The organism is Methanothermobacter sp. THM-1, from assembly GCF_009914355.1.
Lineage (GTDB): Archaea > Methanobacteriota > Methanobacteria > Methanobacteriales > Methanothermobacteraceae > Methanothermobacter > Methanothermobacter wolfei.
In genome coordinates, this window is record NZ_CP044013.1 from 1,541,181 (window position 1) to 1,567,175 (window position 25,995).

The 25,995-nt window shown below is 48.9% G+C and carries 32 protein-coding genes and 7 tRNA genes; 13 read left to right on the forward strand and 26 right to left on the reverse strand.

Features of this window, described 5'->3' with window-relative positions; all coding sequences use genetic code 11:
* Nucleotides 1-3: 3 nt before the first annotated feature.
* The 8 genes from ehbF to FZP57_RS08125 form a co-directional block, all read right to left on the reverse strand.
* The gene (gene ehbF / locus FZP57_RS08090; protein ID WP_074359506.1) at nucleotides 4-1,500 is read right to left on the reverse strand and encodes an energy conserving hydrogenase EhbF; all 1,497 of its coding nucleotides are present in this window, start codon (nucleotides 1,498-1,500) and stop codon (nucleotides 4-6) included.
* A gap of 60 nt (nucleotides 1,501-1,560) precedes the next feature.
* Entirely contained in the window at nucleotides 1,561-1,923 is a 363-nt protein-coding gene (locus tag FZP57_RS08095; protein ID WP_074359507.1) for a cation:proton antiporter subunit C, read from the reverse strand.
* Nucleotides 1,924-2,160, reverse strand: coding sequence for a DUF4040 domain-containing protein (locus FZP57_RS08100; RefSeq protein WP_084531284.1), 237 nt, complete (start codon nucleotides 2,158-2,160; stop codon nucleotides 1,924-1,926).
* Complete coding sequence (locus tag FZP57_RS08105; RefSeq protein WP_191216218.1) at nucleotides 2,161-2,427, reverse strand: cation:proton antiporter; 267 nt, start codon at nucleotides 2,425-2,427, stop codon at nucleotides 2,161-2,163.
* Between the two features lie 4 nt (nucleotides 2,428-2,431).
* Nucleotides 2,432-2,689, reverse strand: a complete 258-nt coding sequence (locus tag FZP57_RS08110; protein WP_074359508.1) for a monovalent cation/H+ antiporter complex subunit F — start codon at nucleotides 2,687-2,689, stop codon at nucleotides 2,432-2,434.
* A gap of 10 nt (nucleotides 2,690-2,699) precedes the next feature.
* Entirely contained in the window at nucleotides 2,700-3,011 is a 312-nt protein-coding gene (locus FZP57_RS08115; RefSeq protein WP_074359509.1) for a monovalent cation/H+ antiporter subunit E, read from the reverse strand.
* Between the two features lie 161 nt (nucleotides 3,012-3,172).
* The gene (locus FZP57_RS08120) at nucleotides 3,173-3,835 is read right to left on the reverse strand and encodes a metal-dependent hydrolase (RefSeq protein WP_074359510.1); all 663 of its coding nucleotides are present in this window, start codon (nucleotides 3,833-3,835) and stop codon (nucleotides 3,173-3,175) included.
* Between the two features lie 4 nt (nucleotides 3,836-3,839).
* The gene (locus FZP57_RS08125; protein ID WP_238337899.1) at nucleotides 3,840-4,544 is read right to left on the reverse strand and encodes a succinylglutamate desuccinylase/aspartoacylase family protein; all 705 of its coding nucleotides are present in this window, start codon (nucleotides 4,542-4,544) and stop codon (nucleotides 3,840-3,842) included.
* A gap of 131 nt (nucleotides 4,545-4,675) precedes the next feature.
* Here FZP57_RS08125 and FZP57_RS08130 point away from each other — a divergent pair, with 131 nt between their 5' ends.
* Together FZP57_RS08130 and FZP57_RS08135 are read left to right on the forward strand one after the other, a co-directional pair.
* Nucleotides 4,676-5,860, forward strand: a complete 1,185-nt coding sequence (locus tag FZP57_RS08130; protein ID WP_074359512.1) for an argininosuccinate synthase — start codon at nucleotides 4,676-4,678, stop codon at nucleotides 5,858-5,860.
* Nucleotides 5,861-6,130, forward strand: coding sequence for a pro-sigmaK processing inhibitor BofA family protein (locus tag FZP57_RS08135; RefSeq protein ID WP_191216220.1), 270 nt, complete (start codon nucleotides 5,861-5,863; stop codon nucleotides 6,128-6,130).
* A gap of 176 nt (nucleotides 6,131-6,306) precedes the next feature.
* Here the strand turns inward: FZP57_RS08135 and FZP57_RS08140 are convergent, their stop codons facing one another.
* Nucleotides 6,307-7,809, reverse strand: a complete 1,503-nt coding sequence (locus FZP57_RS08140; protein WP_191216221.1) for an NAD(P)H-hydrate dehydratase — start codon at nucleotides 7,807-7,809, stop codon at nucleotides 6,307-6,309.
* Between the two features lie 105 nt (nucleotides 7,810-7,914).
* On the opposite strand from FZP57_RS08140, the gene FZP57_RS09640 reads away from it, so the two are divergent.
* Together FZP57_RS09640 and FZP57_RS08145 are read left to right on the forward strand one after the other, a co-directional pair.
* Nucleotides 7,915-8,130: an ion channel gene (locus FZP57_RS09640; RefSeq protein ID WP_255477803.1), complete on the forward strand. Its 216-nt coding sequence runs from the start codon at nucleotides 7,915-7,917 to the stop codon at nucleotides 8,128-8,130.
* Nucleotides 8,131-8,146: 16 nt separating this feature from the next.
* A complete protein-coding gene (locus FZP57_RS08145; RefSeq protein ID WP_255477805.1) occupies nucleotides 8,147-9,910 on the forward strand; it encodes a 3H domain-containing protein in 1,764 nt (587 codons plus the stop codon).
* Here FZP57_RS08145 and fhcD read toward each other — a convergent pair whose 3' ends face one another.
* From fhcD to FZP57_RS08165, 4 genes are all read right to left on the reverse strand, one after another.
* A complete protein-coding gene (gene fhcD, locus FZP57_RS08150) occupies nucleotides 9,911-10,804 on the reverse strand; it encodes a formylmethanofuran--tetrahydromethanopterin N-formyltransferase (RefSeq protein WP_191216222.1) in 894 nt (297 codons plus the stop codon). It lies immediately after the preceding gene.
* Nucleotides 10,805-11,015: 211 nt separating this feature from the next.
* Nucleotides 11,016-12,092, reverse strand: a complete 1,077-nt coding sequence (locus FZP57_RS08155) for a sensor histidine kinase (protein ID WP_191216223.1) — start codon at nucleotides 12,090-12,092, stop codon at nucleotides 11,016-11,018.
* Nucleotides 12,093-12,261: 169 nt separating this feature from the next.
* Entirely contained in the window at nucleotides 12,262-13,278 is a 1,017-nt protein-coding gene (locus FZP57_RS08160; RefSeq protein WP_191216224.1) for a UPF0104 family protein, read from the reverse strand.
* Nucleotides 13,279-13,398: 120 nt separating this feature from the next.
* Nucleotides 13,399-13,890, reverse strand: coding sequence for a metallophosphoesterase (locus FZP57_RS08165; RefSeq protein WP_084531290.1), 492 nt, complete (start codon nucleotides 13,888-13,890; stop codon nucleotides 13,399-13,401).
* Nucleotides 13,891-14,042: 152 nt separating this feature from the next.
* Between FZP57_RS08165 and FZP57_RS08170 the strand changes: the two genes are divergently transcribed.
* The 3 genes from FZP57_RS08170 (at nucleotide 14,043) to FZP57_RS08180 (ending at nucleotide 16,659) form a co-directional block, all read left to right on the forward strand.
* Complete coding sequence (locus tag FZP57_RS08170; RefSeq protein ID WP_013296439.1) at nucleotides 14,043-14,264, forward strand: TRAM domain-containing protein; 222 nt, start codon at nucleotides 14,043-14,045, stop codon at nucleotides 14,262-14,264.
* A gap of 195 nt (nucleotides 14,265-14,459) precedes the next feature.
* Nucleotides 14,460-15,890 (forward strand): TrkH family potassium uptake protein, encoded by a 1,431-nt coding sequence (locus FZP57_RS08175; protein ID WP_191216225.1) that lies wholly within the window; start codon nucleotides 14,460-14,462, stop codon nucleotides 15,888-15,890.
* A gap of 118 nt (nucleotides 15,891-16,008) precedes the next feature.
* On the forward strand, nucleotides 16,009-16,659 hold the full coding sequence (locus FZP57_RS08180; RefSeq protein WP_191216226.1) for a TrkA family potassium uptake protein: 651 nt from the start codon (nucleotides 16,009-16,011) through the stop codon (nucleotides 16,657-16,659).
* Nucleotides 16,660-16,788: 129 nt separating this feature from the next.
* Here FZP57_RS08180 and FZP57_RS08185 read toward each other — a convergent pair whose 3' ends face one another.
* From FZP57_RS08185 to FZP57_RS08235, 11 genes are all read right to left on the reverse strand, one after another.
* A complete protein-coding gene (locus FZP57_RS08185) occupies nucleotides 16,789-17,406 on the reverse strand; it encodes an MBL fold metallo-hydrolase (RefSeq protein WP_191216227.1) in 618 nt (205 codons plus the stop codon).
* A 26-nt stretch (nucleotides 17,407-17,432) separates the two neighbouring features.
* A tRNA-Trp gene (locus FZP57_RS08190) sits at nucleotides 17,433-17,574 on the reverse strand.
* A gap of 20 nt (nucleotides 17,575-17,594) precedes the next feature.
* Nucleotides 17,595-17,666 (reverse strand) — tRNA-Cys (locus FZP57_RS08195).
* Nucleotides 17,667-17,711: 45 nt separating this feature from the next.
* Nucleotides 17,712-18,122, reverse strand: coding sequence for a Holliday junction resolvase Hjc (hjc, locus tag FZP57_RS08200; RefSeq protein WP_074359520.1), 411 nt, complete (start codon nucleotides 18,120-18,122; stop codon nucleotides 17,712-17,714).
* Between the two features lie 64 nt (nucleotides 18,123-18,186).
* On the reverse strand, nucleotides 18,187-18,483 hold the full coding sequence (locus FZP57_RS08205) for a hypothetical protein (protein ID WP_074359521.1): 297 nt from the start codon (nucleotides 18,481-18,483) through the stop codon (nucleotides 18,187-18,189).
* 148 nt (nucleotides 18,484-18,631) lie between these two features.
* A tRNA-His gene (locus FZP57_RS08210) sits at nucleotides 18,632-18,707 on the reverse strand.
* A 19-nt stretch (nucleotides 18,708-18,726) separates the two neighbouring features.
* Nucleotides 18,727-18,810 (reverse strand) — tRNA-Leu (locus FZP57_RS08215).
* Nucleotides 18,811-18,858: 48 nt separating this feature from the next.
* Nucleotides 18,859-18,933 (reverse strand) — tRNA-Glu (locus FZP57_RS08220).
* 18 nt (nucleotides 18,934-18,951) lie between these two features.
* Nucleotides 18,952-19,025: transfer RNA gene (locus tag FZP57_RS08225), tRNA-Ile, on the reverse strand.
* 4 nt (nucleotides 19,026-19,029) lie between these two features.
* Nucleotides 19,030-19,102, reverse strand: a tRNA-Asn gene (locus tag FZP57_RS08230).
* A gap of 153 nt (nucleotides 19,103-19,255) precedes the next feature.
* Nucleotides 19,256-19,654: a zinc ribbon domain-containing protein gene (locus FZP57_RS08235; protein WP_074359522.1), complete on the reverse strand. Its 399-nt coding sequence runs from the start codon at nucleotides 19,652-19,654 to the stop codon at nucleotides 19,256-19,258.
* Nucleotides 19,655-19,910: 256 nt separating this feature from the next.
* Here FZP57_RS08235 and FZP57_RS08240 point away from each other — a divergent pair, with 256 nt between their 5' ends.
* The 5 genes from FZP57_RS08240 (at nucleotide 19,911) to hisE (ending at nucleotide 23,664) form a co-directional block, all read left to right on the forward strand.
* The gene (locus tag FZP57_RS08240) at nucleotides 19,911-20,912 is read left to right on the forward strand and encodes a radical SAM protein (RefSeq protein WP_074359523.1); all 1,002 of its coding nucleotides are present in this window, start codon (nucleotides 19,911-19,913) and stop codon (nucleotides 20,910-20,912) included.
* Between the two features lie 66 nt (nucleotides 20,913-20,978).
* Nucleotides 20,979-22,328: an Asp-tRNA(Asn)/Glu-tRNA(Gln) amidotransferase subunit GatB gene (gatB, locus tag FZP57_RS08245; protein WP_074359828.1), complete on the forward strand. Its 1,350-nt coding sequence runs from the start codon at nucleotides 20,979-20,981 to the stop codon at nucleotides 22,326-22,328.
* Nucleotides 22,329-22,333: 5 nt separating this feature from the next.
* Nucleotides 22,334-22,573, forward strand: coding sequence for a DUF504 domain-containing protein (locus FZP57_RS08250; RefSeq protein WP_074359524.1), 240 nt, complete (start codon nucleotides 22,334-22,336; stop codon nucleotides 22,571-22,573).
* A 1-nt stretch (nucleotide 22,574) separates the two neighbouring features.
* Complete coding sequence (locus FZP57_RS08255; RefSeq protein ID WP_074359525.1) at nucleotides 22,575-23,384, forward strand: CBS domain-containing protein; 810 nt, start codon at nucleotides 22,575-22,577, stop codon at nucleotides 23,382-23,384.
* Entirely contained in the window at nucleotides 23,374-23,664 is a 291-nt protein-coding gene (hisE, locus tag FZP57_RS08260) for a phosphoribosyl-ATP diphosphatase (protein WP_074359526.1), read from the forward strand. Before FZP57_RS08255 ends, hisE begins: the two co-directional genes overlap by 11 nt.
* Before the next feature lie 120 nt (nucleotides 23,665-23,784).
* Here hisE and FZP57_RS08265 read toward each other — a convergent pair whose 3' ends face one another.
* Nucleotides 23,785-24,195 carry an N-acetyltransferase gene (locus FZP57_RS08265; RefSeq protein WP_191216228.1) on the reverse strand — a complete coding sequence of 137 codons (411 nt, stop codon included), beginning with the start codon at nucleotides 24,193-24,195 and terminating at the stop codon, nucleotides 23,785-23,787.
* A 545-nt stretch (nucleotides 24,196-24,740) separates the two neighbouring features.
* Here FZP57_RS08265 and FZP57_RS08270 point away from each other — a divergent pair.
* Nucleotides 24,741-25,073: a helix-turn-helix domain-containing protein gene (locus FZP57_RS08270; protein WP_074359528.1), complete on the forward strand. Its 333-nt coding sequence runs from the start codon at nucleotides 24,741-24,743 to the stop codon at nucleotides 25,071-25,073.
* A gap of 129 nt (nucleotides 25,074-25,202) precedes the next feature.
* Here FZP57_RS08270 and larB read toward each other — a convergent pair whose 3' ends face one another.
* On the reverse strand, nucleotides 25,203-25,958 hold the full coding sequence (gene larB / locus FZP57_RS08275; RefSeq protein WP_074359529.1) for a nickel pincer cofactor biosynthesis protein LarB: 756 nt from the start codon (nucleotides 25,956-25,958) through the stop codon (nucleotides 25,203-25,205).
* Nucleotides 25,959-25,995: the final 37 nt, after the last annotated feature.

The window sequence follows — 25,995 nt, forward strand, 5'->3', positions numbered from 1 at the left end:
CTCTCATATTATAAGACCCTGTGCAATTCCAGTGAACTGTGAGGTTGCTATCCATGGCAGTAGCCCCAGGACCGTGCATATGATAATAAGCACGGTGATTGAAAGGACCGTTGTCCATGGCACCGAATCTGACTCGACCTTCATCCCCCGCGGTTCCGGCTTGAGGTAGACCGAATAAAAGGCCCTCATGAAGGTCATGAAAGTGACTATGCTGAGGAGTATCATTATAACTCCAAGTTCAGGGACTCCAGCCTTTATGGCGGACTGTATCAGGAGGAGTTTGCTCTGGAATACGTTGAAGGGCGGCACACCGGCCATTATGAACCCTGATAGCATCACAAGGCCAGCGAGTCCCGGCCTGTATTTCATCAGTCCACCCAGCTCCTCTGTATCTGATTTTCCGGTCATGTAGAGTATGGTGCCGAAGCCCAGGAAGATGCATGCTGTTATAAGGGCCTCGTTGATGGCCTGGAAGAGTCCAGCGGTTATACTCATTGCCGTACCGAGGCCGATGCCTATGCCTATGTATCCTAGTTCACCGACGGCAAGGAAACCTATCATCCTCTTGAGGTCTGTCTGCATGAGGGCCATGGTTATCCCAAGGACCATGCCTGCCAGGGAGAAGAAGACCATGGCCCACCTTACGATGGGGAGGTAGTAGAACATCCTGAGTATCACGATGGCAAGGGCCGTGAATGTGAACACCGAGAAGGCCTGGAGGAGTGAGGCTCCATGGGGGAGGGCCCTGCTGTACACCGCTGATTTGATGGTGTGAAACGGTGGTAGACCTGTACCGTAGAGCCATCCGAAGATTAGGAGTGACGATGCCAGGAGGAATAGTGGATTTGCAGGGTCCACGATTCCGTTCCTCAGTGAGAAAACTATGTCTGATATGTTAACATTTCCTGTTATACCCAGGAGTATGGCTACGCCCAGTAGAAGCATTGGGGCCGCAACCCCCCCTATTAGCATGTATTTGAGGGCTGTTTCATAGTTCCTCTCCACACCGGAGCAGAGTATCACCCCCACCTGTGCAAGGGCAGCTATCTCAAAGAAGACGTAGAGGTTGAATATGTCGTCAGTGAGGACAACTGCTGTTACGGCCGCCGTCCCCATGAACATGAGGAAGGCGTAGACTCCTGATGGTCGTTTAACCTCGTTCATTGATGTCAGGACCGCCAGGAAGGCCACTATGGATAATACAAGGAGGAATATCTTCTGGGGGCTTCCAAAGACGTATGTTATTGCAGGGTGGAATGAATAAAGGTATGATGATGCCAGTGATGATGGGAGGCCCGAAGCTATCGATGGGTTCTCGGACAGGGGGGCGTAGCCTCCGAAATAATGGACGCCGTAACCTGCAATTAATGGTATGATCGGCAGGAGAAGTGCTGTTATGATTGCAAGTGCCTTAACGCTTCTATCCTTCCCGTGGAGCAGGTTCAGGAGAAGCGCGCATAGAATCGGTAAAACTACCATGACAGGTATAAGTGGATTCATAACTCCTCACCCTTTATCTTTATGATTTTAAACATTCCTCAAGCACCTTCTTCATGATTATCAGTCTTCAAGCACCCTTGATGCGCTTATGGTGCCATGCTTCTGGTAGAGTATTATTATTATGCCGAGCATGACCGCCAGCGTGCTTGCCCCGATGACTATGCTTGTGAGTACAAGTGCGAAGGGCAGGGGATATGATGCATGCTGGGCAAACCATGCAGATGACATTCCAGGTAGATAAATGTAGACTATTCCCCCCTCCCTGTAGCCCAGGGTGACCAGGAAGAGGTTAACACCGTCGGCTATGAAGGAAAGGGCTATGACCTTCTTTATGAGGTTGTCTATGAATATCACCGCAACCGCGCCGAGGACCATGAGGCTGGCTGCAGTGAAAAATGATGCAAGCTGTAGAGAGAGCAACATTTATTCTTCCTCCATTCTCATTGTTCTGTAAACCGCCAGGGCAAAGAATACCGGTATGATGGCTGATCCCACAATTGCCTGTGTAAGGGCAACATCAGGTGCCAGGAGGATCTGGTAGAGGGCCGCTATTGCAGCCCCCGGTACACCTGTGAGTATGGCTGCCTTGAGCAGGTCCCTCTGAAGCAGGGCAAGGACCGCTCCCAGTACCGCTATGATCATTATTACGTACTCAATCATTCAATCACCCTCTCCATGGTAATGGGCATTTGCTATGGCATGTGAAACAAAGGGGACAAGGACAAAGTATGTCAGTGCAAGTAGTGGTTCCCCCAGGACAAGGAGAGCCAGTATGCATGCAACATCCGCGATGCCGAGTATGTGTATCCTTGCATAGAGCACCCTTTCAATATCATCCTTAAATCTGAGTATCCCCACGGCAGCCAGTATGATCAGTATTGAGGATGCTAGGAGAATCACCGGCCGTATAATAATGATTAAATCCATAATATCAACCCCTGAGAACCCTTGCAAAGGCTATTGTACCCACGGGTCCGAGAAGGACCAGTGCATATGCAATATCACGACAGAACCCGATTCCGTAGACCCTGTTTATGAGTATAAGGAGTGTTGCAATGGCGATGCTGAGTCCTGAGATACCCACGAGACCCATGCCTATACTTTTCCTTGTGGCTATCCTGACGGCTGCTATGCTGAATACTGCAAGCGATGCCATGAGAACATACTCTGAGACTATCAGTAAACCCATTAAAAACCCCCTATTCAAGCATGCCCTTAATGTAAGGTTCGAATGGTATTATATCCTCCTTCTCCCGTGGATAGATTGCTGCAACCCTCAGCACCCTGCCTTCAGAGTCAAGGTCAACGGACAGTGTTCCTGGTGTGAGGGTTATGCTGTTTGCAAGTACTGTCTGAGAGACCGGTCTTTCCAGTACCGTCTCTATTTCAACGATAACCGGCTTCACGTTCCCTGTGAGTGTCCTTGCCGCCACGTCGATGGTTGCTTTGAGTATTTCAAATATCAGGACGATGAAGTAGGCGATACCATACAGAATCCTTGTGATAAACATTTATATTAGCTCCCTTCCCTTTTAATTACCAACAATTAACATGATTATTTATGATAATATAAAGTTTTCTATATAAATCGTAATAAAAAGTTTAAAATCATGACTACGGGATATCCGGGTCCATTCATGTGATGGGGGCTGCCAGTGCCCAGGGAAATGGACTAGAAGATAATGTAATAAACGGCCGCAGCCCCCCAGAGTAAAAGGACCGAAACACCGAACCCCTTCCTGAAGGTCCTCCCTGAAAAGGGCCTCATGAACCTGACCCCAGATGGTGTGAAGGAATCAAGTACAGCATGACTCAGAAACCCCAGAAGAAAGGGCCCCATAATGGTGTAAAGGTTCATGACAGGGAATGGTGTTAGGAAGACACCGATTACCGTTAAAAGGATGAAGGGAAGAATCAGAGCCCTGTTAAGAATTATGAAGCCCAGAGAAATCAATATAACCGCAACTGAACCTCTCTCATCAACACCGAAGGATCTGAGAAGGAAGAAAATGGATAAGACAAATACGGTGAGGCATGCTGAAAGTATGAATGCACCCAGGATGGAATGGGTGAAGCCCCTGTGCCTTGAGAGATAGAATATGAGTGCAAGGTCCATGAGGGCTATTCCTGCAATATAGGGAAGCCCCAGAATGTAAAACACCATGAAAATCACAAGGCCGATGAGGAATGCCGTTGAAACATTACCTGATTTAACCTCATGATCCATATCAGGCACCATGGCCCCTATGAGTGCAAGGGCCAGGGGAAAAACAGCCTGAAAGAAGGGTATGGCCATCAGTATAGATAGAAGTCCGTGCTGCCTGTAGGAAGACATTAGCTCACCTCATGATCCCGATACCCATGCACTCCAGGAAGAGCTTCATCTGGAGCAGTGACCTCTCCACGCTACCCTCCCTTATGGCTCCGTTCTCAGATAGAACCTCACATGTCACCGCGGGGATTCCTGCAAGGTTGCATTCATCCTCAAGGGCCCCCCTGTAATGTGATGATGCCCTTTCATAACACAGGAGCCTTGATGATGTCCTGGATGTTATATACTCTGCAATGTCCCGGCTCCGTGGTTCCGGTTCATCTGAACAGAACACTCCCTCCACTCCCGGCCTGCTGCCTGGTGCCGTTGAATGGAAGTCCCCTACGGCATCAACCCCCAGCTTCCTGGCGATCCGGAACAGCATGTTTGTAACTGACCCATCAACATCTGCAGACCTGTTAAGGTCCATCCCATGGAACCAACGGCTGTTCCTCATTGTTGACCATGGCGCAGCGAAGGGCACCAGATAGACCTTTCCCCTGACCCTGGAAGATCCAAGAAACTCCACAAGCCTCAGGGCCGCGGCCTGGGGTGGTATCTCGTTACCATGAACCCCTGCCGTGACCATGACAGAGGGGCCTGAACCCCCGAATTCAAGCATCACGGTTCCCCTGAGGGACTGCTCCGCTATCAACCTGCAATCAGCACCCACTATATAGGGTCTTAAAGCCGGGTTGCAGGCAACATCACCGCCCGATCCATCATATATCAACGAGATCCTCAATGAACCTTCCCGAGCAAACATGGGGGCCACCATAGACTTATAACTCATACTCACTATAATCTATAATGCTGTTAATAAATAAGATGATCATAAGCTTTGCTGAATGAAGGTGATTGATTATGGATAAAGTGGTTCTTGCCTTTAGCGGAGGCCTGGACACATCCGTGTGCATAAAGCTCCTCGAGGAAAAGTATGATATGGAAGTGATAACTGCATGCGTTGATGTGGGTCAGCCGCGACATGAGATTGAAAGACCGGCCAGGGTGGCCAGGGAACTGGGTAATTACAGACATCACACAATAGACGCCAGGGAAGAGTTTGCATCAGACTACATATTCCCCGCCATAAAGGCAAATGCCGTCTACGAGGGTTACCCCCTGAGCACCGCCCTTGCAAGGCCACTCATTGCAAAGAAGATAGTTGAAGTGGCTGAGAAGGAGGGTGCCTCTGCAATAGCCCATGGCTGCACAGGTAAGGGTAACGACCAGTTCCGATTCGAGGCTGTTATAAGGTCCACAACCGACCTTGATGTGATAGCCCCAATAAGGGATCTGAACCTCACAAGGACCGAGGAGATGGAGTATGCAAGGTCCTGCGGCATACCCCTCCCATCAGACAAACTCTACAGTATAGATGAAAACCTCTGGGGACGCGCAATAGAGGGGGACGTCCTCGAGGACCCTGCTGTTGAACCACCTGAGGATGCCTTTGAATGGACAAAACCTGTGGATGAAACCCCTGAAGAACCCGAGACCGTGGAGATCCAGTTCAGTGGCGGGGTTCCGGTGGCCATAAACAGGGAGGAGCTCAAACCGGTTGAGATTGTTGAAAGGGCAAATGAGATTGCAGGCACTCATGGTATCGGAAGGGTTGATATCATGGAGGACCGTATAATCGGTATGAAGAGCCGTGAGGTCTACGAGACACCCGGAGCCTGCCTGCTGATTGAAGCCCACCGCGGACTTGAACAGCTCACACTGACAAGGAGCGAACTCAGGTTCGCAGAGATCATCAGCAGCACCTACGCTGAACTCGTCTACAATGGACTGTGGCACGACCCCCTGCGTGAGGACCTTGACATGGCAATAAACCACATGCAGAGGCGTGTGACCGGGACGGTGAAGGTTAAACTCCACAGGGGCAACATGCGCATCACAGGAAGATCATCACCCTACAGCCTCTACAGTGAAGAAATAGTTTCCTTTGAAGATAAGACCCTTGACCAGCGTGAAATGGCTGGAATGGTTAAAAATTACGCGCTCCAGGCAGCCATATACAGAAAAGTCTGCAGGAAGGAAAACTGAATGGAGACCATGTCGCTCCTTATCCTTGTGGTCCTCGGGACCTTCCTCATAGCAGGGGGCCTGGCCCTCCTCAGGGTCCTCCTCAGCGTGGGAAGGACCCTCATCACGGTTGCAGCTAACATGTTAACGGGCCTCCTTATCCTCATCTGTGTTAACATGCTGCCCTTCATCAACCTACCCCTTAACCTCCTCACCATCCTCGTGGCCGGTTTTGGAGGAATCGCAGGGGTGGGGATACTGATAATAGGAAATATTGCGGGTTTCATTTAAACCATGATTTTATTTTTTTAGAGGATGGGATAAACTGGATCCAGGGAGGTCGGTGCCCCTGCAGATATACCATGGAAGATTTTTTAGAGCCTGGGATAAACTGGACCTCCAGCTTACACCATTCTCCACCCCAGTCCCTAAAGGTCAGCAAAGGAAAAACCTAAGCTCCAATCTGATTATAAACCGTAACTCTCCATCTTCATGGCCCTGGGTATGAATTCAAGTATATCTGACGCCTTCAAGCCATCCCCGTAACGATCAGCAGCCATTTCACCCGCGGATCCGTTTATGAATGATGCCAGGGCCGCCGAGTCAAAGGGGGATAATCCCATGGCCATGAGCCCCACGGTGACACCTGCAAGGCAGTCCCCTGTGCCTCCAACCGTCATTGCAGGGCACCCTGTCCTGTTAAGACGGACCCTCCCCTCCTGGAGTATGATGTCGGTTCTCCCCTTAAGGAGCACCGTGCCCCTTATCCTGGAGGATACTGACTGGAATGCTGTTATCCTTTCATTCATGTCCCCGTAAATCTCTGATTTTAATGAGAAGAACTTCCTGAACTCACCCATGTGGGGTGTTACCACAAGTTCCCTGTAACCGGCAACATCCGATGCATGGACCAGTTTAAGGGCGTCCGCATCAAGTACAAGGGGCTTTCCGGTTCCCTCCAGCTCCCCTATAATCCTGAGGAAGGCTTCACCGGTTTCAGGGTCGGTGCCTGCACCGCAGCCCATGAGCACCGAATCTGAGGCCTCTGCAAGTTCCATTATCTCATCAACCGCCCCCAATGATATATGGTCCCCCTCAAGTTCCCTGACTATCAGGTCGGGTGAGGTGGACCTGAGGGCTGCAGCGGCCCTGGTGGGGCAGGCCACCGTTACAAGATCCGCGCCGACCCTGAGGGCCGACAGCCCTGCAAGGGCGGGTGCCCCTGAATAGTACCTGCTGCCACCCACCACAAGGACCCTGCCGTTTTCTCCCTTATGGCTGCCGGGATCCCTTGAGGGCAGCCTGAGGAGGTCTCCCGGTCCAAGGAATACCTCGGCGGCCCCCGGTATCCCTATATCGGCCACCACCACCTCACCGGTAACCGCCGGGTCCGCCTCCCTTAGACCGTCCTTCATCCTGTGGAAGGTCACGGTAAGGTCGGCGCTGACAGCCACGTCCTCAACGGTTCCATCAGCAGGGTTGAGTCCGCTTGGAACATCAACCGAAACCCTGAATGAATCTGCACGGTTTATAACCTTAATAGCTGACCTGTATGGCTCCCTTATCCTTCCATGGACCCCTGTCCCGAGGATGGCATCCACAATGACATCCGCATCAACCTCAGGGATATCAGAGGAGTCATTTATCATGATGATGTTAAAGCCACCGGGGTGCGGCTGCATGGCCTCAAGAACCCTCAGGTTCTGAAGGGCGTCCCCTGACCTTATCCGTGATGGGTGTGCAAGGAGATAGACATCAACATCAAAGCCCATGTTAAGAAGGTGGCGTGCGGCAACAAAGCCATCTCCGCCGTTACCCCCCGGACCGCAGAACACCGCGACCCTGCCCCCGGAGGTTACCCCCCTGACCTCCTCTGCAATGACCCTTCCTGCATTTTCCATGAGGGAGAGTCCGGGTATCCCCAGGTACTCCGCATTCCTATCAGCTGCATTCATATCAACCGGCTTCATGACTATCCCCAGTCCAGTAATTCAAGATTCGCTGCGAACCAGATGGTCCTAATTTATATTATTGTTCAACAGATTATTTAACATTGATAAAAACTGAGGTGTCCCATGCCACCACAGAAGAGCTTCATGGAGAACGCATACTATGTTCCTCTCTCGGTAATCTACTATGCCCTGGCAGCACTCCTGGCACTCATGATCTACGGTGTTATTGGATCAATCTATATAATGGGCCTTGACTTCTACAATGCAATCTACTTCACGGTTATAACCATTGCAACGGTGGGTTACGGTGATATAACCCCCCTTACCGTGACCCCCTGACACAGCATCACCCCTGATGAAGGAAGAAAGTTACGGTGATATAACCCCCCTTACCGTGACCCAGAAGATATTCTCGGTCACCCTTGCCCTTGGTGGTGTGGGGCTAATTGCATACGTCTTCAGTTTAACCGTCTCGGTGGTGGCAATGACCCTCCAGGAAACCATTTCAGGTGCAAGGATACGCAGGTTAATGAGATCGATGAACAACCATTTTATTCTATGTGGTTTTGGCCGTGTGGGATCTTCGGTTTTTAATGAACTCAAGAAGAGGAATCAGAAGGCTATAATAATTGAAAAGGATCGTGAAATAGTTGAAAAGGAACTCTGGGATGATCCAGAGGTCCTGGCCATACCAGAAAGCGCCACCGATGAGGAAACCCTGATGTCGGCCGGTATAAAAAGGGCCAGGGGCGTGATAATAGCCACCGGCGACGACGTCGACAACCTCTTCATAACCCTCACTTGCAGGGAGCTGAACCCGGATATATGGATAGTTACGAGGGCCAGTAAAAAGGAGAACGTAAGGAGGCTCTACCGTGCAGGAGCTGACCGTGTGGTTTCACCAGAGATCAGCGGCGGTGAGGACATATACTTCGCGGCCATGGAACCCACAATGGTCAGGATCACCGTGAAGCATGATGTTGATGATATCGGGAGGGAGGCCGAGATAATAGTTAAGTATGGCTGCACCCTGGAGGACATAGAGTATCATCTTCCAGAGTTCAGGGAACCCCTCATCAGGAAGATAGGCGTTTCCAGCAGGGAGGAGGTTGAAAGGTTCCTCAGGAGTCTTGAAGAGGACAGGAACAGGAAGGCCTCCCTTACCAGAATATATGAATCTGTAAGCGGGATACACTCCCACTGGATATCCGGGCCTGACAGGGAAAGCCTGAACAGGGCGCTTGATGAACTGAAAAGGGAAGGCATCCTCCTGGGTGTGAACCTGGATGAGGATGAGATAAAGGAGGTTGCAAGGAAATACGGGCGTATCGTTGAGATAATAATCAGGCCCGAGATGAGTGTCGTTGAAAACCATGGGGTGGAGGATATCCGGAGGGAGGCTGAGATCATAATAAACCATGGATGCACCATAGAGGACATAGAGTACTATCTCCCTGGCTTTTCAGAGCCCCTGAGGCGTAATGTCGGTGTGGATTCAATGGAGGATGTTGACCGCTTCATCCAAACACTGAGGAGCGATTCACGTAAGCTTGAATCCCTTGACCGCCTCTACACCCTCTCAGGTGGGGGTATACACAGCCACAGGATCTCAGGCCCTGACACAAAGAGTCTTGAAAGGGTTGAGAAGGAACTCAGGGATGCCGGTTTCCTCCTGGGCGTTAACCTTAACCTCCAGGAGATCAAGTCCCTGATCCAGAAATCCGGGAGGGTTGCTGAGATGCTGATAAAGCATGGTGTGGAGGAGACCGATGACAAGGAGATCATAATCAGACATGGGGGCCGCATACTTGATGCCAAGCACTACCTCCCGGGGGTCCGCCAGGTCGTCACCAGGAACCTTAACATCAGGAACAGGGAGGACCTTGAGAGGTGTCAGGAGGAACTGAAGAAACCCGATGCCAGGAGATCCCTCACAGCCCTCTACAGCATATCAAGGAACATCCACTCCCATACCGTTGCAGCGGATAGTGTCCGGGCTATAAAGAAGATTGAAGCCGAACTCAGAAAGAGGAACATCCTTCTTGGTGTGAACCTCACCGAGGAGGAGATATGGGAGATCGTTGAAAATGAAATGATGGAAAAATTCTGTATAGAATGATCAGAAGAGTTCGTGGAGTTTTATCTTGTACGCTCCAAGGTTACCTCCATAGTTCCCGGCGCTTATCTTGATTATGCCCGGAACCGTGCAGGCAGCCTTTATACCCTCCTTCATGGCCTCCCTGACTGCTTCCTCATTTACACCGTCGATGACTATCTCATAGACACCGTTGACGTTCTCAGGGATTTCACTGCCCTCAACCTCGTCCTTGAGGGTGACGCACATCTTCTCATTGGTGGATGCATTCAGGAATTTGTACTTGTTTGAACCCACCTTGGAACCTGAAGCCACCACACCACCCGGGAAGGGTGTGATTGTGCCTTCAACAGCTTCTATTGCATCCACTGCTGCCTGTGCCGCCAGGAGGGCTGATGCCTGACTGTCACCCATTATGAAGAAGTTTCCACCGGCAACTCCATCCTTTATTCCGAGTTCGCTCTCGATGAGGAAGTCGCCTGACATTATTGGTATTGAGTGGATCTTCCTGCCTTCGATTTCAAGTTCCTTCTCATACCCGTCTCCGAAGAACTTGAGCTTGAAACCTATGTTCAGCTTCTCATCCTCATCTTCAAGGGCATCGAAGACTGCTGTGGTGGGTGCTGTGAGTATACCCATACCCACCCTTTCAAGGAGTTCATGGTCAAGGTTCTTCTTGGATGGGTTGCAGATCATTATGGTGTATCCTGGTCTTCCATCGGGTGTTTCCTCCGGTGGGATGTAGCTGTCTATGCCAGCCTCTGCAGGGCAGCCTATGACAGATGTTCCGTAACCCGTTGCCTCTGTTGCAGCTATTCTGGCAAGTTTTTTTGTTGCAGCAGTTACAAGGACCCTTGAAACCTTAATCCCAAAGGCCTCTGCAAATGTGTCTTCTATTTCAACACCGTTTATCTCCATGATTATCACCAGATTGAATTAATAAAGGAATGTCTAATATATCTTTCTACTTTAATCCCCGCCAAAAATAGAATGAAGTGCCCGGCCCATCCAGAATACAGGATCCTATAGGGAAAAATAGTACGGTTTCATCAGCACGAACTCAGAATACCGTTAACCTTACTGTGAAATCAGGAACAGCTCCCTCCTTTAGATAATCCTCAGGAGAAAATCAATCATTGATCCCCGGCTTTAGAACCTTTATCCTGAAACATGTGCCTGGTGAGAGCGTGTAATCCAGCTTTGCCTCAATCTGATTGATGAGGTTCCTAACGAGCTGGAGTCCCAGGGTATCCGAGTTTTCAAAGCCAACACCATCCGGGAACCCCATCCCGTTATCCCTGACTTCAAGCATGTAATGGTCTTCCTTATTCCTGAAAACCGCCCTTATCCTTCCATCACGTCCATCTGTGAAGGCGTGCCTGAAACTGTTTGAAAGGAGTTCTGAGAGTATCATCCCCATTGGCACCGCCAGATCCAGGGGCATGTCAGCATCCTCAAAGTAAAGTTCAAGCTTTATGTTACCGGGTTCAGGGGAGTAGGTGCTTAAAATCCCCGATACAATACTCCTTGCGTATCCTGAGAAGTTTATACTGTCAAAGGAATTCTCCTGGATGAGTTTCTCATATGCCTTTCTTATGGATTTAAGCCGGTTCTGGGTATCCCTGAGAAGTTCGAAGTCGGCATCATCCTTTATGTAGGGGAACTGGAGGTTCACAATACTCGTTATGATCTGCAGGTTCCTGTCGATCTGTCTGTAAAGGTTGCCTATGATGTTCTCAAGTTCCTCAACCTTTCTTCCAAGTTTTTCAGCCTCATCCAGCCTTCCCGAAGCATCCCTCGCAGTCACAAGTACAAAAATCTGTCCTGAAATCTCGAGGGGTCTGAAATTGAGTTCCAGGGGAACTGGCTGGCCTTCAGGATCCATGAATTCAAAAACAGTGGGTTCAGGGAGTACTCCCTCCCCTATCCTGTCCAGGACTATCCTCAGCCTTGACCTCTGTATGAGTGGAACCGCCCTGAGGGCCTGCAGATACCTGCCCCTGAGTTTATCGGGATCATAGCCAATTTTATCTGCAAATGAAGCGCTCAGGTCCAGTATGAACCCATTCATATCCTGTAGGATCCAGGGATCAGATGCTTCAAGGATCAGATTAAGGTAATCTGGTGATGAACGTATTTCATTCACCAGTTTTTCATACGGGTTTTCATCCTGCAGTTTCTCAGTTAAGAAAATTTTTTCAATCATGGTATCCCCCTAACCATGGAATCATATTCCTTTCTCGGTGTCCCCTATCTGTATGTACTTATGTCCTCACCAGATAAATCCTTTTGTATTTGTGTGAATCTGGGCACAAAGTGCATTTAATGGCAGGTTCTCACCGTTTATACAGGCATTCCTATAAATCTACGCCGGGTTAGAGTTTATCCATGAGTTTTTCTGCAACAGATGATCCGAAGTACGGGAGGACGGCGATTCCCATTGCAGAGACCATCCAGAATGAGATCAGTCTTTCAACAACCGTTACCGCCGCGCTTACCGATGGTGAAACACCTGCAGCTGAATAGAAGACTATCATTATCCCATCAACAGCACCCACCCCCCCTGGAAGCAGGGGTATCATCCCTATGAGGGTTGCCAGTATGAATACCTCTGCTATTACAAGAATTGAGACAGGGGCCCCGAAGGCGGCGAAGATAAGGTAAACCCTCAGAATCTCAAGGAACCATAGGATGAATGAGAGGGGAATGCCATAAATCAGGACGTTCCTGTCGGCCAGCATGATCCTCATGGTGCTCTGGAACTCCCTGAGCGCACCCCTCACCCTCGCCTCAATCTTCGCATAGTTCCTCCTGTAGAACCTCTTCACAATACCCAGGGCCCAGTTCACAATCCTCTCCCCTGACTCCCTGTCAACCGACACATAGAGGGCCAGAAAGAATGCTGCCACAACTATAACAACCGATACTATCAGTAATGCCACCATCCACAGGGCCAGGTTGAAGTAGAGTACTATGCCCACGATTGTGAGTATTGCCAGGAAGATGAAGGGGAAGGTGTCAAGGCCCCTGTCCGCTATCACGGTTGCAAAGGATGACTCCATGGATGCCCTTGAATACTTACCAAGCATGTATGCCCTTACAGGCTCGCCACCACCCCTTGCACTCGGTGTCAGATTGTTAATGGCCATTCCAACAAGTAACATCGGAAAAAGGTGCCTCTTTCTTACGTCTATGGAAACAGCCCTGGTGGTTATGGACCACCTCAACGTAAGAAGCCAGAGTATCAGGAATTCAAGGATAACTGCCATGATTACATAGAGGAGATCGGCCCTCTGCAGGGCTCCCTCAATTTCACCGGGCCCTATGAAGATTATCATCCCTGCAAGGGCAGCTACACCTATTATTATGAGGATTATTCCTTTATGTTTCATCGGATCAACAACCAGATCTTAAAGTTCAATTAAAATATCCCCACCCGTATCACGGATCAGCAAATGAAATCTTAAACTTCAGCCTACCATCTCCCATCCACCATCAGAAATCAGCACCCCTTAGAGCTCAATGATTTCACATGAAAGCCTGTCAGTGTCAAGGAGGGCCAGTGTCCGCTTCCCGGAGAGGTAGCCGCAGAGTTCACCCGGGTTCACGGTTAAGGCCCCTGAGTCTGATATTTCCGGCCGGTGGGTGTGGCCGCACACAACAAGGTCGTATCTCCCGCAGTCCACCACACATTCAAGGACGTCCCTGCTGTGGCCATGGATAACAGCTATCCTGAGGCCATCGAATTGCAGGGATTTGAAGTCAGATAGGTCTGTGATGTCGCTGTAGGCCTCCCTGAGGCCATCCCTCTCACCATCATTGTTTCCGAATATGGCCTCAAACTTCATCTCAAGCTTCCGGAACTCAGGGGCTGTGAAGGGAGATATAAGGTCCCCTGCATGGATAACAAGATCCACAGATTCTGTGTTAAGGAATTCAACCGCCTTCCTTATTGCTTCAAGGTTGTCATGTGAATCTGATATTATGCCCAGCAAAGAAATCACCTGTGATATGAGATGAGTTCACATACCTTTATATAGCATGAGGTTTAAGGTTAATGTATGGGATTGCATTGAGGTCATTTATTATTTCTTACTGTTTCTGGTTTGAATTAATTTATGGTTTTTATGCGGTCCCTGCATAAGGATGTGATGAATTGTTTGGAGATAGTTACTACAGGAAGGAAACATACTCCACACCCGTAAATGTTGGTGAGGAGTACGAAGTTAAAATTGAAGACCTCGGCAGAGATGGCGATGGAATAGCCCGTGTTGAAGGTTTCGTTGTTTTTGTGCCCGGTGCAGGCGTCGGGGACGAAGTTAAAATAAGGATAAGTGCAACCAGGCGTAAATTCGCTTTCGCTGAAGTTGTGGAATAAATTAAATTATTAAGTTCTGAATTGCAGTAGAATCCATTCTACTGACCGAAATTTATTTTTTAACTGGACCCATACATTGAGCTATGGAATCCCTCTACTGATTATACATGCACCTGATACTGAATCCTGTTTTTAATAGTCGATTATCCCTTCCAAAAATTTATATTCCGATAGCCCCATTTCTTATATGGTAACATGAGGTACTTTGGGAAGAGGGATCTGTTCACTGTTGGCAAGTATCTTGGGACAATAATGCAGGGCGTGGGATTTGTTGTTGCGCTGCCGATGATAGTCGCCCTTATTTACGGTGAGGGTAACTTCACGGGTTTCCTTATACCCTCCTTTATATCGTTATCCCTCGGGACCCTCCTGAAAAGGTACTCACCTGAAGCATGCAACATAAGACTGAAGCATGGTATGATGGTTGCATGCCTGGCATGGTTATGGGCGGCCCTCATAGGGAGCCTTATAATGATCCTTGTACTGGAGATAGACTTCCTCAACGCATTCTTCGAGAACATGTCTGCCTGGACGGGTAGCGGCCTTACAATCTTCAGTGATGTGGAATCCCTCCCTGCATCAATACTGTTTCTGAGAAGTCTGGAGCAGTGGATAGGTGGTCTTGGTGTTGTAATCGTGGTTATAGGTATACTGATAAGGCCCGGGACCGCTGCTTCACGTTTATACAAATCAGAAGCCCGTGAAGAGAGGATAAAGCCCAGCATAGCAAACACCGTTAAAACTATATGGTGGATATACCTCACATACACCCTCCTTGGCATAGTACTCTACGGCCTGACGGGCATGCCCCTCTTTGACGCCGTGAACAACACCCTCACCAATCTATCCACCGGCGGGATGTCCATTAAGAACCAGAACATCGGATACTATCAGAACCCTGCTGTGTACATGATAACAATCCTTCTCATGCTAATCGGTGGTACAAGCTTCCTGGTCCACTACCAGGCCATTAAGGGGCGTTTCATGGATGTCCTGCATGATATACAGTTACAGACCACCTTCGTGTTCATAGGCCTCTTCACCATCCTCGCGGTGTACGTTGGGGGCATCGCACCCCTGGAGTCAATTTATCACGTTGTATCCGCCCTGAGCTGCACGGGTTCAAGTATAGATTCAGCTGCACGGATTATTGCCTGGCCTGCCTATTTCAAGGTAATCCTTATAACCTGTATGATCATAGGGATGGCTGCCGGTTCAACCACCGGGGCAGTGAAGATCATAAGGGTTATCACGGTACTCAGGGGGGTCTACTGGGACATAATACGTATAATCACCCCTGAGGGCTCGGTTATACCGAAAAAGATATCGGGTAGGAGTGTGAGTGACACTGAGATAAAGGAGGCTGGTTCATATATAAGCCTCTATCTTGTTCTTTTAATCTTCACATGGTCAGTCCTCATCATCTATGGTTATGATCCCCTTAACTCCCTCTTTGAGGCCGCATCCGCACAGGGAAACGTCGGCCTCAGTATGGGTATAACAAGCTTCAAACTCCCCCCTGTACCTAAAATGGCACTTATAACCAGCATGTGGCTTGGAAGACTTGAAATAATCCCTGTTCTTGTCCTTATACGCAGCTTCCTTGAGATCTTCAAATTCCAGTGAATCCCATATACACCCCTACATATAAAAGTGTGCCTGTGAAAAGCTTATTAAGGATGATTGAGACAGAAGAACTAGTGAATTTTATCTTGTTTCTTCCTGAAATTTTAAAGGTGTGGATATGTATGTTGTTATAATGGGTGGAGGAAGAGTTGGATTAACACTGGCAAACCTCCTTATATCAGATGGAAACGATGTTACCCTCATAGAGAATGATGAGACCCTCTGTGCCAATGCAGCGGTTGAACTGGACGCCCTTGTGATCTGCGGCAATGGGACCGACATAAAGACCCTTGAGGAGGCAAACATTAAAAACGCCGATGTCTTTGTCGCTGCAACCGGGAATGATGAGGCGAACCTTTTAAGCTGCATACTTGTCAGGGAGTATAATATCCCGAAGATAATCGCTAGGGTAAGCAACCCTGACCATGAGGATGCCTTCCACAAGGTAGGTATTGATTATGTTATAAGCCCTGAGCGTACAGCCGCAGGGTACCTTGAAAAACTGATAACACGGCCCAAGGTGGCCGACCTCATAGTTCTGGGGCATGGTGATGCTGAGATCCTTGACATGGAAATCAAGAACAGCAAAATCGTTGGCAAGAAGGTTAAGGATGTTTCACCAACAGAGAACTATATAATCGTTGCCATCTACAGTAACGGTGACCTCATGATACCCCAGCCAGACATGGTCCTTGAGAGGGGGGCCAAGATATCTGTCCTGGTTAAATCTGATGCCGTGAATGAAGCCACAAAAAGGTTCACGGGTTAATACCTTTCACAAAGCATTATTAATTTTTCATAGGGGAGCATGTCATGGGAGCAGGGAGTTTCATCCTCCTCAATGTAACATCCAGTTTAGCACTGTCCCCTGCAAACTCCGGTTAAATAAAAACCCGTTCTAAAGGCCCAGAAATCTCGCTGCGAGTTCTATGTGCCATGAACCATTATCAACCCAGGGCCCATGGCCGGGAAGGAGGTTATCAACATCGAGTCTTCTGAGTTTTTTAATGGACTCTGAAAGGTCGTTGATGTCTCCTCCAACATCAACACGTCCAAAGCCCCCGTTGGCAAACACCGTGTCCCCTGAGATGAGCGATTTTCCATCGTAGAGGCAGATGCTTCCAGGGGTGTGGCCTGGCGTGTGTATGACTTCAAAGTCGCCGATAAAGTCGCCGTCATCCAGTTCAACCGCCACCTCCATGGGTTCACTTGACGCTGAGAACATGTAGGCCACCGTCCTTTTATCATCACCCGTCCGCAGGGCCTCTGCATCCAGGCGGTGCACTGCAATGTCTGCATCGAAGAGGTGGTTGCCTCCGGTATGATCAAAGTGGCAGTGGGTGTTCACGATATGCTTTATGCTGGAGGGTTCTATCCCCGCCTCCTTCATCCTCCCCAGAAGGCTCCGTGGATCCATCCCTGTACCTGTATCAACTGCTGTATCAGCGATTATGTAGACGTTAGAATCAAAAAGTGCTCCTTCTATCGCTGTGATATCTCCTAATCTCTGGATCATTATTATGCCTCAGAAAAAGGGGGTGATGGGGTCACTGGGATTTGAACCCAGATCCTAGGATTTCTCTTGTCTCAGTACTCCAATTGGTCATCATACTGTAGTCAGAGCGCGCATTTTCTTCAAAGACAACTGGAGTCCCAGATGATAGCCTGGTTACACCATGACCCCATACAAAGGAAATATTTTGAAGCCAAGGGTGAGATTTGAACTCACGTGTAATGGATCTGCAGTCCACCGCTTCGCCACTAAGCTACCTTGGCATAAAGTAACTAATATTAGAATTAGTATTTAAAGTTTGCGGTCAGTCATCCGAGGCGGGTCTGCCTCTCCCTCCCCAGTATCTCATGTATATCCCTGCCCCTCTCAAGTGCTATGTCCAGGTCAAGGCGGTAGTTCTCTGCCCGTGTGACTTCAAGGTCCTCGGGTGAGAGGAATATCCAGTCCCTGTACTTGAACTTTATTCCTATGTAGGGCCTGGCCCCGAAGGTGTCTGAAAACTCCTTTAAACCATTCATCTTCCGGGAATCAATATATATCCTGTCCCTTGATGTGGTTTTAACCTCAATTGCAAGGTATATCCTCCCATTACCTGCAATTACATCAGGGAGTGGTTTCTTTGTTGCGCCCCCAGAGGCGGGCGCCCTCATTGCAGCGAAGCCATTGTCCCAGAGGAGTTTAACCAGATCCCTCTCCTCCCTTGATCCCTTCTTAACCATCATTACACCCTGAATGCCTTCAATCATCAGGCAACGCTATTTTGAACCTATATGATCCCAGGCACTAGATACTGCTTTCAATCCTCCGGGCCCGGAATGTGCCCCTCCCTGTATCACTCAGCCAGTCTATGAGGGCCTCCTTAAGGATGATGTTCTGATCCGGGAGATATATGTCAACCTTTATACCCGAGCGATTGAACTCTTCATCAAGGGGTGTGAATCGTATGAAGGTCCCTGTGAAGTGGTACCTGTTTTTCAGGAACCACTGGGTAAGGTAGATGCCCTCCATGACCCCTATCTCTTCACCGTTCAGAAGCACAGACGCCTTCAGGCAGGCGCATGTCCTTTCAATACGTATCATTATGATCAACCAGGAACTATTAACATACTCTTAGGTCATGTTTAGAATAAATAATTTTCCCTACATTTCTCAAGGTTAAAATCAACAGAAAGAAGGGTTATCAGGGGTTGAATCCCCCGCTCCCACTTTATGGCTGATAAGATGAGAATGGGGCCGGGGCCGAGATTTGAACCCGAGTCGCGGGATCCACAGTCCCGAAGGATAACCACCTACCCCACCCCGGCAATTGAATTTCTATCACAGTGCGGGGGCAGGGATTCGAACCCTGGTAGGCCTACGCCAACAGGTCCTAAGCCTGTCCCCTTTGGCCAGCTCGGGCACCCCCGCAGCGATGATCATGTAAGATGAATGAAGTAAAATCATAAAAGGTAAGAATGCTCCGGCCGGGATTTGAACCCGAGTCTTCGGCTCGAAAGGCCGAAATGATTGGCCGGACTACACTACCGGAGCCTCTGATTACCGATTAAGTGGGCCCAATGGGATTCGAACCCATGGCCGCCCGGTTATGAGCCGGGCGCTCTACCTGGCTAAGCTATGGGCCCATGACGCCGCCGACAGGGCTCGAACCTGTGACCAATCGGTTAACAGCCGAACGCTCTACCTACTGAGCTACGGCGGCACCTGCCAAGTACAAGTCCTTAAGGGATAACAAACCAGTGGTTTGCGGTGCACATCCCAAGGCGTACAATTAGATTTACACCCATAGTATATAAAGTTTTCGGTCCTTCTCCCTGCTGACATTGCACAGGGTATGATGAACAAGGATATGAAATCATACGCTGAAGTAGGCTGATATGGCTGCAGCGCTCATGAGGGTCATGATGATTAGTGCAGGTACCGAGGCCTTCCTCCTGGCTGAGGAAATAACATAAATTATTGATATGCTTGTGGCTATAAGGACACCCGTAAAACCCATTATCCTCCCAAGGATCAGCATGAGAATAACAAGTAAAAGGGCGCCGGAGACCACTGTCCCCCAGTCAAAGCCTTCCTTTCCCTCATGAGGTGCCCGATGATATTCCTTCTTCTCCAGAGCCCCGCGGGTCTCTGAAAATTTATCCCCTGATATGAACCGTGATTTGAGTGGTTTTTCCTCAATGAGCGCTCCGCAGTTCCTGCAGAACTTTGAGCCCTCACGATTGCGCTCACCACATTCCGGACAGAAAACCATGAGTACCACTCCTCTTATATAAAGAAGATATCAACATCAAGTTTATTTCACTGAAACTTTATAAAGGTATTCTCAAAGAGTGATGGTGCTGTTGCATTCACCTGCACCGGTATCATCTGAAACTTTATAAAGGTATTCTCAAAGAGTGCAGGATGATAAATATACAGAATTTATAAGGGCATTCTCAAAGAGTGCCGAAGATTAAAGTTAGATCTGGCTTGCTGGAAATACTCAACCATTCAAAGAGTGTTTAGATATGGATGTCATAGAATCACTGAAAAACAGGGACATACTGAAAATGATTGAAAGGGCCGGCAAGATCACCCTTAAAAATCACGGTGACACCATAACCCTCGAGAGGGCTGTTTTTCTTTCCTGGTGGTGTGAAAGGGGTGACTGTGCCTTCTGTTACATGAGCACCCAGAAACCAAGGATAAAGGAACCTTCAAAGGCCAGGAGGAACATAAACGCCATACTTGCAGAGGCTGAAATATGCCGGCGGATAGGCTGGAACATAGAGTTCCTATCAGGTGGTTACGGCTCATTTTCAGGAGAGGAAATAAAGAAGATAGCAGAGAGGATAAAGGAGATAACAGGCGCCCCTGTATGGCTCAACACAGGTATAACCTCAGAACTGGATATTTACGGCCCTGAAGTCGCCGGCATAACAGGAGCCCTTGAGGTTGCAAACCCTGATCTTCAGAGGAAGCTCTGCCCCAGCAAACCCCGAAAGGATATCATAGATATGCTTGAAACCGCAGGGGACCTCGGATTCAAAAAGGGGATAACATTAATCCTTGGCCTCGGGGAAACCCCTGAAGACCTTGAATACCTCTTTGAATTCATAAGGGACCTCAGGATAGACAGGGTGACCTTTTACTCACTTAACCCCCATGAGGGGACCGTATTTGATGACCAGCCCCAGCCAGCATCCCTTTACTATGCAGGCACGGTGGCTGCGACGCGGATAGAATTCCCTCACCTTGAAATCATAACAGGCACCTGGATAGACAACCTTGCAAATATCGGACCCCTGATCCTTAGCGGAGCAAACGGGATAACCAAGTTCCCCCTTTTCCGCATGTTCGGAACCCGCTACGGTAAAAGGGTTGAGGAGGAGGTCCGCTGGGCAGGTAGGAAGCTCAGGGGCACCTTCACCGACACAGAAAGGCTCATGACTGGAAGGTCCTACCCTGAACTCGACCCCTTCATAGAAAGATATGTTAAGGGGTGTCTGAAAAATATTAAAGTAGTTTAAAATCTGATACCTGACCAATTTAATGTGCATTAAATCATCATACCATAAGGAGGAATGACCATTAGGATGAAGTGTGGCCTTGAAATTCATGTGCAGCTTGATACCAAGTCAAAGCTCTTCTGCAACTGTCCAACCAACTACCAGGACGCACCGCCCAACACCAACATCTGCCCAGTCTGCCTCAACCAGCCAGGGGCAAAGCCCCACCCCCCAAACAGAAGGGCCCTTGAAGGTGCCCTGAGGATAGCCCTTATGCTTGACTGCAGTATAAACCCTGAGATCAGCTACTTCATGCGTAAACACTACAACTACCCTGACCTCCCCTCAGGTTACCAGAGGACATCAATACCCCTCGGTCTTGACGGTGAACTGAACGGTGTGAGGATAAGGGAGGTCCACATAGAGGAGGACCCTGGACAGTACAGGCCGGACCATGGAACCGTTGATTTCAACCGTTCAGGCATACCCCTCATTGAAATCGTAACAGAACCTGATATGAGATCCCCTGAGGAGGCAAGGAGCTTCCTCCGTGAACTTATAAGGGTGCTTGAGTACAGTGGCTGTGCCCGTGGAGAGGGTACCATGAGGGCTGATGTTAACATATCCCTCGAGGGAGGGCGCAGGGTTGAAATAAAGAACATAAACTCCATAAAGGGGGCGTACAGGGCCCTGAAATTTGAGATGGTGAGGCAGAAGAACCTCCTGAAGAGGGGTGTTGAGGTCAAACAGGAGACAAGGGCCTTCCTTGAGTCACAGATGATAACCGTGTCCATGAGGATGAAGGAGGAGGCAGAGGATTACAGGTACATACCGGACCCTGACCTTCCCCCCATGAAGTTTGAAGGTGAAATGGTTGATGAAATAAAGGAGAACATACCTGAAGCTCCTCACCTCAAGGTTAAACGTTTCATGGAGGAGTACGGCCTCAGGGAGGAGGATGCCCGGGTCATCACATCAGAACTTGAACTTGCAGATGCCTTTGAGGAGGTGGCTGAGTCCTTTGACCCTGAAGCTGCAGCCCTCTGGATGAGGGATGAACTCAAGAGGGTCCTTTACTACAACAGGATGACCTTTGCAGAGAGCGGTATAACTGCATCAGACATTCTTGAACTCCTGAACATGATGAAGAATAAGGAGATAACCAGCAAGGCCGGGAAGAAGATCATGGAGGAGATGCCTGTAAGCGATAGGAGCCCCAGGGAAATAGCTGAGGACCTGGGCCTTATAGGGATCGTTGATGAATCAGAGGTTGTAAGTGCCGTTGAGCAGGCCATAAAGGAAAACCCCCAGGCCGTTAAGGATTATCATGATGGTAAGGAGGCTGCCATAAACTTCCTTGTAGGGCAGGTTATGCGCATAACCCGTGGAAAGGCCGAGCCAGAACGTACAGTTGAGCTTATCAAGGAAAGGATCTGAGGTGCATGGCCAAGAACGTCCTGGATCTGCTGATGTGGCACCCGAAATGGGATATTGAAGAATGCGTGATAAGCTATGTTCACCGTGGAGCTCAGAGGAACCTTAAAACTATAAATGGTTCAGAGATCAGCAGGCTTGAGAGGGGTTTTATAATACTCAAAGATGGGCGGTCAATACCCTACCACAGGGTGGTGAAGATTGTCTGCGGCGACAGTTTCATCTGGAAAAAACAGGAGAAGGGATAGGATGAGTAACAAGGCGCTTGTGAAGGACTATATGACCCGGGACGTTATTACTGTATCCTCGGATACATCAACAGCAGAGATAATCCAGCTCATGAAGGAAACAGGCCATGATGGTTTTCCTGTTAAGGACAACGGTACCGTCATCGGTATGGTGACCGCCTTTGACCTCCTTATAAAACCATGGGTCAAATCGGTCTCCGAGATAATGTCAAGGGACGTTGTGGTGGCGGACCAGGATATGTCCCTCAACGATGCTGCGAGGGTTATGTTCAGGATGGGGATATCCAGGCTCCCTGTGATAAACAAGGAGGGAAAACTGGTCGGTATAATAACAAATACAGATATAGTGAGGTCCCACATTGAGAGATCCACTCCAATGAAGGTGAACTATTTCAAGAAAACCCTTGAACAGTTATACGGTGTTAAACCTGAGGTTAAAAGGATGAAGGTCCCCATTGAAAAGTTGAGGCCGACCCAGAGCAAGGTCTATGCCGATGAGCTCCAGGGCAGGACCTACGAGATCAAGAGGGGCCTTGCAGAACCAACAATCGTTGTCAAGACCGGGGACCGGTACGTCCTTGTGGACGGACACCACAGGACCCTTGCATCATATAGGCTTGGCTATGATGAGATCGACTCCTATGTGATTGATATAAAAAAGGATATGAAGCTGGGCATGGAGAAAACAGCAGACCTCCATGGCATCCATACCCTTGATGACATTGAGGTCATTGATGATGCCCAGCACCCCCTGATAGCAATAACAACAAGTATGCGGAAGGCTATGGCAGGTAGAAAACATGACAGATGAGGGTATAATAAGGGAGGTTTACAGGGTCCTTGAGGACCGGAGGGACAATCCTGTAGACTCATATACTTCAGGGCTCATGACCGACGATGAAAAGAGGGCCGAGGATAAGATACTTGAGAAGATCGGTGAAGAGGCAGCTGAAGTTATAATAGCCTCAAAGAACGATGAGAACCTTGTTGAGGAGGCCGCTGACCTCATATTCCACACACTGCTTCTACTGGTTTACAAGAGGGTCCCCCTTGAAAGACTTCTTGATGAGTTCTCATCAAGGAGAAAATAATCAGGAACTGGACCGGGTACAGCTACCAGATACCAGGAATGCATTCAAGCAAGGGATAATAATCATGGTCCTACCTATGAGGCCCGTTATTACTGGCCCAAAAGAATCATCAGGCCATGGTTAAAGAAGGAGTTCCATCTGATGGAATCCCCTTCTGAATAGTTTCATCTCCCTTTTACCCCTGAATCTGAAGCCGAATTTTATGTAGAGGTTGATTGCAGCTTCATTTCCAGGGTCTACATCAAGTGCAAGCCTTCTGAATCCACCTTCAACACCCATTTCAACCGCAGTTTCCAGGAGGGCTGTTGCAATACCCCTGCCCCTTGATTCAGGAGAAACTGCCAGTGCAGCGATGTAGAGGTCATCCTCCTCAAGGGGGAATGTGACGGTCGAGTCCACAAGTTCCATTATGGTGAACCTTATGAAGTCAGAGAACCCCAGATTCCTGCAAACCCTGTGAATGCTGCCGGTGGCATCTGCAGTTCCATGAAGCATGGCGCCAAGGACTTCCTGTTCCTCAGATGCTACCATCACTCTTCCTGTCCGTAGGGGTTATCACCTGCAATGAGAAGTTTTTCAATGACATCAACCGGGTCCCTGAGGAACCTGTCAAATAGTTCCCTGTCTGTCAGGTATATGAGTTCGCTTACCCTCCTTGGGCTGTGGTAAGATGTTCAAACTTTACTATATCCATACTATCACATCAATGGCTCCAGTGTCAAGTCAGCTCCATGCTACATCCAGCAGTGGAACATGGACATGAGTACCTGGCATAGCCATCTTAAAAAACATCATAGTGCAGATCAGCGGATAAAATAAAAATAGTTTCCTATGAGAAAATAAAAATAGGAATGTTACTGCTCGGCATCAAGCATTTCGCCGTACTCTATTTCTATCTGACAGCCCTTTGGACCGCAGCAGAAGTGCTGTAAGTCAAAGCTTACCATCATATTTTTCACCTCTCAACCCTTTTTAATATAATAAAGTAACTTAAAGTATTTAAAGTTAGTACTTACAGCGAAACTATATACATACATAAAGTATACTTACACACATAGAAGTAACTGGTGTCTGTTATGGATGAGGATGACTACATATGCTCAGTTGAGGTTGCGGTGAATGAGATAGGTGGAAAATGGAAATCCCTTGTCCTGTGCGCTCTCAAGGACGGTAAGCTGCGTTTCAGTGAAATAAACCGTAAAATACCCAAGATAACCCAGAGGATGCTCACCAAGACCCTGAGGGAGCTTGAAGCTCACGGCCTCATCAGCAGGACCGTTTACCCTGAGGTGCCTCCAAGGGTCGAGTACAGCCTCACAGAGAAGGGAAAATCGGTTATACCCATACTCGACGAGCTTTGTGAATGGGGCAAACGTTACGGGTCCTACAGGAATTCGGACTCAGATTAAAGACTATGGTCATCTCACCTGCAACCGCTGTGACCCGGGGCCCTACAGGAATCCATAATTCCAGATTAACCCCTGAAAAAGATTCTATGGAAGGTGGAGGTGCAGACCTTCAAAAAACCCCCTAACAGATTACTCCATGGCCCTGAGGATTTTAACGGCCAGCACAGCAGCTCCAAAGCCATTATCTATGTTAACAACACCTATGCCCGGGGAACATGACTGTAGCATGGAGTTAAGGGCTGTGAAGCCGCCCTCCCCCACACCATAACCGACCGATGTCGGGACCCCTATAACAGGGACATGGACGAGTCCCGCAACAACAGATGGAAGCGCCCCCTCCATGCCTGCCACCACAATGAGGACCCTCACATCAGCTTCAAGCATCTCCCTGAGGGGCTCGATGAGGCGGTGTATACCTGCAACCCCCACATCATAGGCCGTCATGACCTCGCATCCTGCCTCCTCGGCAACCACCCTGGCCTCCTCGGCAACGGGTATGTCAGATGTTCCTGCAGCGAGTACACCCACCTTCCCAATTGTTGCTGGCTTTCCTGATTTAACAACCAGTACATGGGCCCTTTCATGATAATCCACCCGGTATCCATCCTCCCTGAGATGCTCCACCCTGTCCCGGATGGCCTCAAACCTCTCCCCGGGTAGTCTTGTTACAATAACATCCCTGACATCCAGTATGATGTCAACAAGATCATCATCACTCTTCCCAGACGCTAGAACCGCCTCAGGAAATCCTGTCCTCATCTTGCGTGACACATCAAACCTTATACCGTCACCGATGATCATGGAGCCTGATTCAATTGCCCTTTCAGCCTCTTCCAGTGAAATCTCTCCCTCAATAAGTTTCCTCAGAATTGATCTGACCGACATCACTACCTAATTTTATAAGTCCATGAATATAATCTTA

What these genes read in the sequence shown, in the direction of transcription:
- ehbF (WP_074359506.1), bottom strand. Translation starts at nt 1,500, where the DNA reads ATGAATCCACTTATACCTGTCATGGTAGTTTTACCGATTCTATGCGCG.
- FZP57_RS08095 (WP_074359507.1), bottom strand. Translation starts at nt 1,923, where the DNA reads ATGTTGCTCTCTCTACAGCTTGCATCATTTTTCACTGCAGCCAGCCTC.
- FZP57_RS08100 (WP_084531284.1), bottom strand. Translation starts at nt 2,160, where the DNA reads ATGATTGAGTACGTAATAATGATCATAGCGGTACTGGGAGCGGTCCTT.
- FZP57_RS08105 (WP_191216218.1), bottom strand. Translation starts at nt 2,427, where the DNA reads ATGGATTTAATCATTATTATACGGCCGGTGATTCTCCTAGCATCCTCA.
- FZP57_RS08110 (WP_074359508.1), bottom strand. Translation starts at nt 2,689, where the DNA reads ATGGGTTTACTGATAGTCTCAGAGTATGTTCTCATGGCATCGCTTGCA.
- FZP57_RS08115 (WP_074359509.1), bottom strand. Translation starts at nt 3,011, where the DNA reads ATGTTTATCACAAGGATTCTGTATGGTATCGCCTACTTCATCGTCCTG.
- FZP57_RS08120 (WP_074359510.1), bottom strand. Translation starts at nt 3,835, where the DNA reads ATGTCTTCCTACAGGCAGCACGGACTTCTATCTATACTGATGGCCATA.
- FZP57_RS08130 (WP_074359512.1), top strand. Translation starts at nt 4,676, where the DNA reads ATGGATAAAGTGGTTCTTGCCTTTAGCGGAGGCCTGGACACATCCGTG.
- FZP57_RS08135 (WP_191216220.1), top strand. Translation starts at nt 5,861, where the DNA reads ATGGAGACCATGTCGCTCCTTATCCTTGTGGTCCTCGGGACCTTCCTC.
- FZP57_RS08140 (WP_191216221.1), bottom strand. Translation starts at nt 7,809, where the DNA reads ATGAAGCCGGTTGATATGAATGCAGCTGATAGGAATGCGGAGTACCTG.
- FZP57_RS09640 (WP_255477803.1), top strand. Translation starts at nt 7,915, where the DNA reads ATGCCACCACAGAAGAGCTTCATGGAGAACGCATACTATGTTCCTCTC.
- FZP57_RS08145 (WP_255477805.1), top strand. Translation starts at nt 8,147, where the DNA reads ATGAAGGAAGAAAGTTACGGTGATATAACCCCCCTTACCGTGACCCAG.
- fhcD (WP_191216222.1), bottom strand. Translation starts at nt 10,804, where the DNA reads ATGGAGATAAACGGTGTTGAAATAGAAGACACATTTGCAGAGGCCTTT.
- FZP57_RS08155 (WP_191216223.1), bottom strand. Translation starts at nt 12,092, where the DNA reads ATGATTGAAAAAATTTTCTTAACTGAGAAACTGCAGGATGAAAACCCG.
- FZP57_RS08160 (WP_191216224.1), bottom strand. Translation starts at nt 13,278, where the DNA reads ATGAAACATAAAGGAATAATCCTCATAATAATAGGTGTAGCTGCCCTT.
- FZP57_RS08175 (WP_191216225.1), top strand. Translation starts at nt 14,460, where the DNA reads ATGAGGTACTTTGGGAAGAGGGATCTGTTCACTGTTGGCAAGTATCTT.
- FZP57_RS08180 (WP_191216226.1), top strand. Translation starts at nt 16,009, where the DNA reads ATGTATGTTGTTATAATGGGTGGAGGAAGAGTTGGATTAACACTGGCA.
- FZP57_RS08185 (WP_191216227.1), bottom strand. Translation starts at nt 17,406, where the DNA reads ATGATCCAGAGATTAGGAGATATCACAGCGATAGAAGGAGCACTTTTT.
- hjc (WP_074359520.1), bottom strand. Translation starts at nt 18,122, where the DNA reads ATGGTTAAGAAGGGATCAAGGGAGGAGAGGGATCTGGTTAAACTCCTC.
- FZP57_RS08205 (WP_074359521.1), bottom strand. Translation starts at nt 18,483, where the DNA reads ATGATACGTATTGAAAGGACATGCGCCTGCCTGAAGGCGTCTGTGCTT.
- FZP57_RS08235 (WP_074359522.1), bottom strand. Translation starts at nt 19,654, where the DNA reads ATGGTTTTCTGTCCGGAATGTGGTGAGCGCAATCGTGAGGGCTCAAAG.
- FZP57_RS08240 (WP_074359523.1), top strand. Translation starts at nt 19,911, where the DNA reads ATGGATGTCATAGAATCACTGAAAAACAGGGACATACTGAAAATGATT.
- gatB (WP_074359828.1), top strand. Translation starts at nt 20,979, where the DNA reads ATGAAGTGTGGCCTTGAAATTCATGTGCAGCTTGATACCAAGTCAAAG.
- FZP57_RS08250 (WP_074359524.1), top strand. Translation starts at nt 22,334, where the DNA reads ATGGCCAAGAACGTCCTGGATCTGCTGATGTGGCACCCGAAATGGGAT.
- FZP57_RS08255 (WP_074359525.1), top strand. Translation starts at nt 22,575, where the DNA reads ATGAGTAACAAGGCGCTTGTGAAGGACTATATGACCCGGGACGTTATT.
- hisE (WP_074359526.1), top strand. Translation starts at nt 23,374, where the DNA reads ATGACAGATGAGGGTATAATAAGGGAGGTTTACAGGGTCCTTGAGGAC.
- FZP57_RS08265 (WP_191216228.1), bottom strand. Translation starts at nt 24,195, where the DNA reads ATGGTAGCATCTGAGGAACAGGAAGTCCTTGGCGCCATGCTTCATGGA.
- FZP57_RS08270 (WP_074359528.1), top strand. Translation starts at nt 24,741, where the DNA reads ATGGATGAGGATGACTACATATGCTCAGTTGAGGTTGCGGTGAATGAG.
- larB (WP_074359529.1), bottom strand. Translation starts at nt 25,958, where the DNA reads ATGTCGGTCAGATCAATTCTGAGGAAACTTATTGAGGGAGAGATTTCA.